The 7,159-nt window shown below is 67.7% G+C and carries 6 protein-coding genes; all 6 read left to right on the top strand.

The window, feature by feature from the left end:
• On the top strand, window positions 1-676 hold a 676-nt coding region (locus AB0J09_RS50680; protein ID WP_360708537.1), incomplete at its 5' end, for a DUF6528 family protein.
• Window positions 677-783: 107 nt separating this feature from the next.
• Window positions 784-1,734, top strand: a complete 951-nt coding sequence (locus tag AB0J09_RS50675; protein WP_360708534.1) for a sugar ABC transporter permease — start codon at window positions 784-786, stop codon at window positions 1,732-1,734.
• Between the two features lie 13 nt (window positions 1,735-1,747).
• Window positions 1,748-2,584, top strand: coding sequence for a carbohydrate ABC transporter permease (locus AB0J09_RS50670; RefSeq protein WP_360708531.1), 837 nt, complete (start codon window positions 1,748-1,750; stop codon window positions 2,582-2,584).
• Window positions 2,585-2,630: 46 nt separating this feature from the next.
• A complete protein-coding gene (locus AB0J09_RS50665; RefSeq protein WP_360708529.1) occupies window positions 2,631-3,968 on the top strand; it encodes an ABC transporter substrate-binding protein in 1,338 nt (445 codons plus the stop codon).
• A gap of 43 nt (window positions 3,969-4,011) precedes the next feature.
• Window positions 4,012-6,354, top strand: coding sequence for an alpha-N-acetylglucosaminidase TIM-barrel domain-containing protein (locus AB0J09_RS50660; RefSeq protein WP_360708527.1), 2,343 nt, complete (start codon window positions 4,012-4,014; stop codon window positions 6,352-6,354).
• 96 nt (window positions 6,355-6,450) lie between these two features.
• Entirely contained in the window at window positions 6,451-7,008 is a 558-nt protein-coding gene (locus AB0J09_RS50655; RefSeq protein ID WP_360708524.1) for a CGNR zinc finger domain-containing protein, read from the top strand.
• Window positions 7,009-7,159: the final 151 nt, after the last annotated feature.

Raw genomic sequence — 7,159 nt, 5'->3', positions numbered from 1 at the left:
CTCGTTCGGGCTCCTGGCCGCCGTGCGCTACCCGCAGGGCGGCGCCGTGGCCTGGTCGGTGAACGCCGGCGCGGCGGCGAATCCGCACGGCATCGAGCGGCTGCCCGACGGCAACATCGCGGCCGCGGCGAGCACGGGAGGCTGGGTCCGGCTGTACACCGCGAGCCAGGGACCGCGCTCGGACGGCCATGCCGAGGACCGGTTGCCTGGTGCGCACGAGGTGCTGTGGCGGGATGACACGCGAGCGCTCTGGGCGGTCGGGGACGACCTCCTCGTGGCGTATGAGGTGGGCGGCTCTCCTGCCTCCCCCACGCTGCGGCGCCGTGCATGCTACGACCTTCCGACCGAGGGCGGCCACGATCTGCAGCCGGTCGCCGGCGATCCTCGGCGACTTTGGGTGACGACAGTTCACGGGGTGTACCAGTTCGACACCGTCGCCGGCGAGTTCGTCGCGGGACCTCCCCTGGGCACGGCACTCGACCGGCCCAACGTCAAGAGCGTCGGCACCGACCGCCGGTCGGGTGTCGTCCTGCAGACAACGCCCAAGCTCGGCAACGAGTGCGACTGGTGTACCGACCAAGTCGACTTCTTTGTCGGCGACAGTCGCCGGGAATCGAGGACGCTGCCCGGCGCACAGATCTACCGGGCGCGCTGGTTCTCGGCCAACAGCAACTGATCCGGTTGGCGCCCATCTCTGAACAGACCAACAACTCTGTGGAAAAAATTGCACTGGTCGCCACTCGAGGTTGAAATTTTTTCTGGCGATCGATAGGAAAGGGTCCCATGTCCGACAAAGCAGCCCTGTCCGCCGCCGTGCGGGCAAGGAGGCGAACCGCCACCCCCGTGACGGTCTCGCAGCGGCGCGAAGGCGGCGCGGGCTACCTGCTCATCGCACCGACGACGATCCTGCTCGTCGTCTTCTACCTGTATCCGCTCGCCCAGACCGTGTTCTACAGCTTCACGAACTGGAACCCGGCCACCGGCCTCTCCGATTCGCTCGTCGGGCTGGCGAACTACGTCGACCTCGTGCACGACCCGAAGTTCCTGCGGGCCACGGCCAATACCGCGATCTACGTGGCCGTTGTGGTGCCATGCACCATGGCCGCCGGGCTGTTCTTCGCTGCCCTGCTGGCGACGCCGTTCCGGGGTCGTGGTGTCTACCGCGCGCTGATCTTCGTGCCGCACATCGCGCCGACGGTCGGCACCGCCCTGGTCTTCGGCTATCTCCTGTCGCCCCTCGGCGGCGTCATCAACTACGCGCTCAGCGTGATGGGCGTCGCCCCGATCGGATTCCTCACCACCGAGCCGTGGGCCATGGTTTCCGTCATCGTCTTCTCGATCTGGCAGGGCGTCGGGTACTCGATGATCATCTATTCCGCCGCTCTCGCGAACATCCCGGCCAGCTACCACGAGGCTGCGAAGCTTGACGGCGCCGGTCCGTTCCGGCGGTTCTTCTCGATCTCGTTCCCGCTCATCGGCCCCACCACCGGGTTCCTTGCGGTCACTGGGGTCATCTCCGCCCTGCAGGTCTTCACCCAGGTGTACGTGCTGACCGGCGGCGGTCCGCTCCAGTCGACGGAGACGCTCCTGTACTACGTGTACGAGCAGGGCTTCGTGTACTTCCACGGCGGATCAGCCAGCGCTGCCGCCGTCCTCCTGCTGCTGTGCGGGATCGTGGTGTCGATCCTGCAGCTTCGAGTCCTCTCGCGGCGCGACGCCGCCGAGCTCGTGTGAGACGGCGGCGGACATGAGTCGTGCACTCCGGCTCCGCAGTGCCGCGCCACTCATCGCGCGGCACGCCGTCCTCCTGGTCGGCGTCGTGATCTTCTTCGGTCCGTTCGTCTGGATGCTCCTGACGAGCTTCAAGTCGTCGAGCGAAGCGCTCTCATTTCCTCCGACGTTCCTGCCGAGCGAGTGGCGGTTCGACAGCTACGCCGGCATCTTCACAGTGGCGCCGTTCGGCCTCTACTACCTCAACAGCACGATCGTCACGGTGCTGGCGACGTTCGGTCAGATCGTCACCAGTCTGGCAGCAGGCTACGCCTTCTCAAGGATGCGGTTCCGGGGCCGCACGGTGATCTTCGTCATCCTGCTCGCCGCGCTGATGGTGCCCTTCGAGGTCGTCTTCACGCCGCTGGTCACCCTGCTGTCCCAACTCGGCTGGCTGAACAGCTACCAGGGGTTGATCATCCCGAACGTGCCGTCGATCCTCGGCGCGTTCCTGTTCCGCCAGTTCTTCCAGTCGTTCCCGACAGAGATCGAGGACGCCAGCCGCATCGACGGCGCCGGCGTCTGGCGCCGCCTCTGGTCGATCATGGCGCCGATGGCCCGGCCCATGATCGGGTCGTTCGCGATCCTGTCATTCGTCTACAACTGGAACAACTTCTTCTTCCAGTTCCTCGTCACCACGAAGTCGAGGTACTACACGCTGCCAGTCGGACTGGCCGCGCTGCAGGGCGAGAACAACACCACGGACTTCAGCCTGCTCATGGCCGGATCCACGCTCGCGATCATCCCGGTCATCGTGGTCTTCCTCATCTTCCAACGGCAGCTCGTCTCCGCCATGTCCGGAGGCCTGCGCTAAAGCTTCCTCCTCACCCGCCCCCCTCTTCTCACCTTCAGGAACACGCATGACATCTCAATCCCTCCTCTCGTCCGCCCTCTGTCACCGCGCACGCGCCGGGATGGCCGGTGCCGCCGCGGCGGTCGTCGCACTCACGGTGACCGCCTGCGGCGGCTCGGTGACCGGCAACAACGGCGCCGATAGCGGCGGCCGGACAACCATCGTCGTATGGGCCGGCAGCACCGGCGCCACCGAGCCGCTGAAGCGGCAGCTCATCGACGCCTTCAACTCATCGCAGGACCAGTACACGATCGAGCTCGAGGTGCAGCCGGCCAGCGCCGACGCGCACGCAAGGCTCATCAACGCCATCAAGAACAAGCAGGGCCCGAATCTCGTGCTCGACGACGGCCAACCACAGAGCCTCGGTCAGGTCATCGCCATGGGCTCGGTCGTGCCGCTCGACGAGTACCTCGGCGCCGCTGATTCAACGCTCAAGAAGAGCGACTTCACCAAGGGGATGCTCGACACCGGAACCTTCAATGGCAAGGTCTACTCGCTGCCGACCCAGGGCGGCGACTACGCGCTCATCTACAACAAGGCGATGTTCAAGGCGGCCGGGATCGAGAAGCCGCCGGCCACCTGGGCCGAGCTACAGGCCGACGCCGCCAAGCTGACCATCGGCACCAAGCAGTATGGGATGTACCTTCCGATCGGCACCGGCGAGACCGCCCCGTTCTACTGGCAATCCATGCTGTGGAGCGCCGGGGGCGAGTTCATGAACGCCGACAACACCAAGGTCAAGTTCAACAGCCCGGCCGGGGTGAAGGCGCTGACGGCGTGGACGGACATGGTCAAGAACGGCACCGCCTATCCGACCAGCCTCAAGACGCCGAGCGACAACGGGAACACCGTCGCGATGACCTCCAAGAAAGCCGCGATGGCGATCAACGGCGCCTACAACCTCGGCGTGCTCGACCAGGCCCTCGGCAAGGAGAACATCGGGGTCGCGCCGCTGCCTCCCCTCGACAAGCCTGCCATGAACCTGGGATCGAACAACTCCTACATCCTCCAGGGCACGTCCGCTCAGCAAGACGGAGCCTGGGCGTTCCTGCAGTACTGGCTGACGCCGGAGGTGCAGGCGAAGTGGGACATCGCGAACGGCTTCCTGCCCACCAACAGCAAGACCGCCAGCGACCCCTCCTGGCAGAAGCACCTCGCCGAGAACCCACGCATCAAGGTGTTCGCCGACCAGCTGAGCTATGCCAACAGCCGCCCCTCGATCGAGGCCTACGCCGGAATCAGCGCCGCGTTGTCCGCCGAATTCGAGAAGGCCCTCCTGCAGAAGGTCTCGCCGGCCGAGGCGCTGAAGAACGCCGAGGCGGGCGCGACCACCGCGCTGAAGTAGTAGCCGTGCTCCCATCCGCTTCTCCCACCCGAAAGGCCGGTCCGTGACCATAACGACCTCCGACGCCGCTCGAGACGTCCTCGGACGACTGCTCGGACCAGACCGTGCCGACCGTTTCGAGCTGCTCGTCGATCACGGGCCCGGCAGCGAGTTCCGCATCGAGGACGCCAGGGGCAGGGTCCGAGTGACCGGCTCCCGCGTGCCCGATCTGCTGGCCGGCGTGCGCTGGTACGTCTCGCACGAGGCCCACGGGCACCTGAGCCGGCACGGCGATCGGATGCCGGAGCTGATACCGGCCCCGACCTCGCCCGTCCACCGCCACACCGGGCTCACGCATCGCTTTGCCCACAACCACACCGTCTCCGGGTACTCCGCGTCGTACTGGGACTGGCCCGAGTGGGAGCGCGAGATCGACTTCCTGGCCTGGTCGGGCACGACGCACGTGCTCGTCCTCACCGGGCAGGAGATCGTCTACCGCGACCTGCTGGTCGAGCTCGGCTTCTCCGACGAGGCGGCCCGCGGCTGGCTGAGCATGCCAGGACACATGCCCTGGCAGTGGATGGGCAACCTCCACAGCTACGCGGGCGGCCAGCCCGCTGAGCTGCTTGAGAAGCGCGCCGCACTGGGGCGCCGCATCCTCGACCGGATGCGGGAGCTGGAGATCACGCCGGTCCTGCCGGGTTTCGCGGGCTTTGTGCCGCAGGAGCTCGTGGACGGCCGGGACGACCTGTCCGCGGTACCGCAAGGGACGTGGCTGGGCTTCGTCCGGCCGACCTGGATCGATCCGACATCCCCCGGCTTCCGCGACATCGCGAACCTTTGGTACCGGCTGCAGGACAAGCGGTTCGGACCCTCGACGGCCTACTCGATGGACATCCTCCACGAGGGCGGAATCGCCGGCGGGATGAACGTCTCCTCCGCCGCCGCCAACCTGCAAGGCGCGCTGCTCGACGCACATCCGGACGCGACGTGGGTGTTGCAGGCCTGGGGCACGAACCCGACCGACGACCTGCTGACCGGCGTGGACCTCTCTCGCCTCCTCGTGCTGGACCTCAACGCGGACGACACCCCGCGCTGGCGGTCGCGCGACACGTTCCACGGGGCGCCGTGGGTGTTCGGCACCATCTCGACGTGGGGCGGCCGGCAGTACGTCTTCGGGAAGCTGCCCGAGATCTGCCGCCTGCCGGGCCTGCAGAACACGGGACGCCTGTGCGGCACCGTTCAGGCGGCGGAGAGCCTCGAGAGCAATCCGGTCGTCGACGACCTGCTGGCCGACGTGATCTGGCACGACACCGAGATCGATCTGGACGACTGGATCGCCGGCTACGTCCAGCGCCGCTACGGCACCGACGCCGAGCCGGCGATCCGCGCCTGGCGCGCCTTCGTGCGCACCGCGTACGGCCAGTACATCGGCGATGACATCGACGGGACCAACGCGGGCCCCGACTCCCTCTTTGTCGCGCGCCCCGCGCTCGACCTCGAGCGGGCGATCGAGTGGCGCCCCCGCATCGTGCCATACGACGTGAACGAGTTCGAGGCGGGATGGCGTGAGCTCATCAAGGCCGCGCCGCAGGCGGGCGAGTCTGGCCCCTATCGTCACGACCTCGTCGATGTCACCGTCCAGGTGCTGTCAAATCGGAGTCGCTGGCTCCTGGCTCAGATCCGCGACGCCGGGGACACCGCGGCGGTGGACCGGCTCTCGGCGTGGTTCCTCCGGATGGTCGGGCAGTGCGACGCCATCCTGGGCACCCGCGCCGAGTTCCTGCTCGGCACCTGGCTGGCCCAGGCAGCCACAACCGCCGGGCGCGAAGGCGTCGACGACATCACGACGCTCGTCACGACCTGGGGCGACACCGCTGCAACGGACGACCTGCACGACTACGCCGCCCGACACGCGGCCGGCCTCGTGGCCGGCTACTACGCGAAGCGCTGGACGCGGTTCTTCGACGACCTGCGTGAGCACCGCGAAACGACCGACTGGTTCGAGATGGAACGAGGATGGGCGCGGGAGCTGGCCGATGCGCCCACCGAGCCGCTGGGCGATACGGTCGCCGTCGCGGAGGCGATCGCGGCCTCGCTGCCCCCGATCGACCCGCCACCGGTCACCGTCACGCTCATGGCCGAGCATCGGCCGGAAGGAACAGTGATCACGGCGGCCGTCGCCAACGAGGGAAGTGTCGACGTCCGGCTCGACCGGGCCCGGCTGATCCGCCCGGTGGCCCATCCGCTGCTGAACCTCCACGGCATCCTCAGCCCGGGCGAGACGCGCGAGCTGAGATGGGAGCTACCGGACACGTGCACCGGGACCGCCGAGGTCGCCGTATACACCGACCCGTCGAGCCTCACGACCCACGTCCGTCGAGCCCGCACATCAGTCCCCATTTAGCGTCTACTACACCCGCAATAGCGAGGACCACGCCCGTCGGTCGAGTAGCCGGTGAAGCCGATTGCACGGCCAAGTGTCACCTGTCAAACTGGTGATGTGAAGCATGTCTTTCTGTGCGGAAACCCCGCGCTCGACCTGGCCTGCACGCTCCGGGCGCGCCGCACCGAGCGCTTCGAGACACTCGACGTCCCGGACCGGCTCGGCGCCTGGTATCTGGAGTCCGGCATCGTCGACGCCGTCTCCCCCTGCCGGGAGGCGGATCTCGTCCAGGCGGTGGCGGTGCGGGAGGCCATCTTCGCACTGGTCACCGCCAGGCTGGCGGGCGACGGGTACGACGACGAGGCGCTCACCCTGGTGAACGAGACGGCGCGCAAGCCTGCCGCGGCGCCCCAGCTCACCGCTGAGGGGCGGTGGGTCGAGGCGACCCCGGCGCAGGCGCTGTCCACCGTGGCGCGGCACGCCGTCGAGCTGCTCAGCGGGCCGGAGGTGCCGCTGATGAAGGAGTGCGCCAACCCCGAGTGCACCAAGATCTTCATCGACCGGTCGCGTGGCGGGCGGCGGGAGTGGTGCGGCATGGAGTCCTGCGGCAACAAGGTCAAAGCCGCGGCGTACCGGGCGCGCAAGAAGGAGGCCCAGGCGGCCGGCGCTCGCTGATCCTGGCGGCTGCTATGGTGAAAGACGCTTGAGATCGGAAGCTAGGAGACCAGACTTGGCAGGTGACGACGACATCTCCGGGTGATACCGGAGGTTGACCGGCCCCGGCAGGCGCACATGACCGCCGCCGATGTGGCCCTCGTCGTCGTTC

Source organism: Nonomuraea sp. NPDC049784 (assembly GCF_040659615.1).
GTDB lineage: Bacteria > Actinomycetota > Actinomycetes > Streptosporangiales > Streptosporangiaceae > Nonomuraea.
The sequence above is the reverse complement of the archived record's forward strand: the minus strand, read 5'-3'. Positions and strand labels throughout refer to the sequence as shown.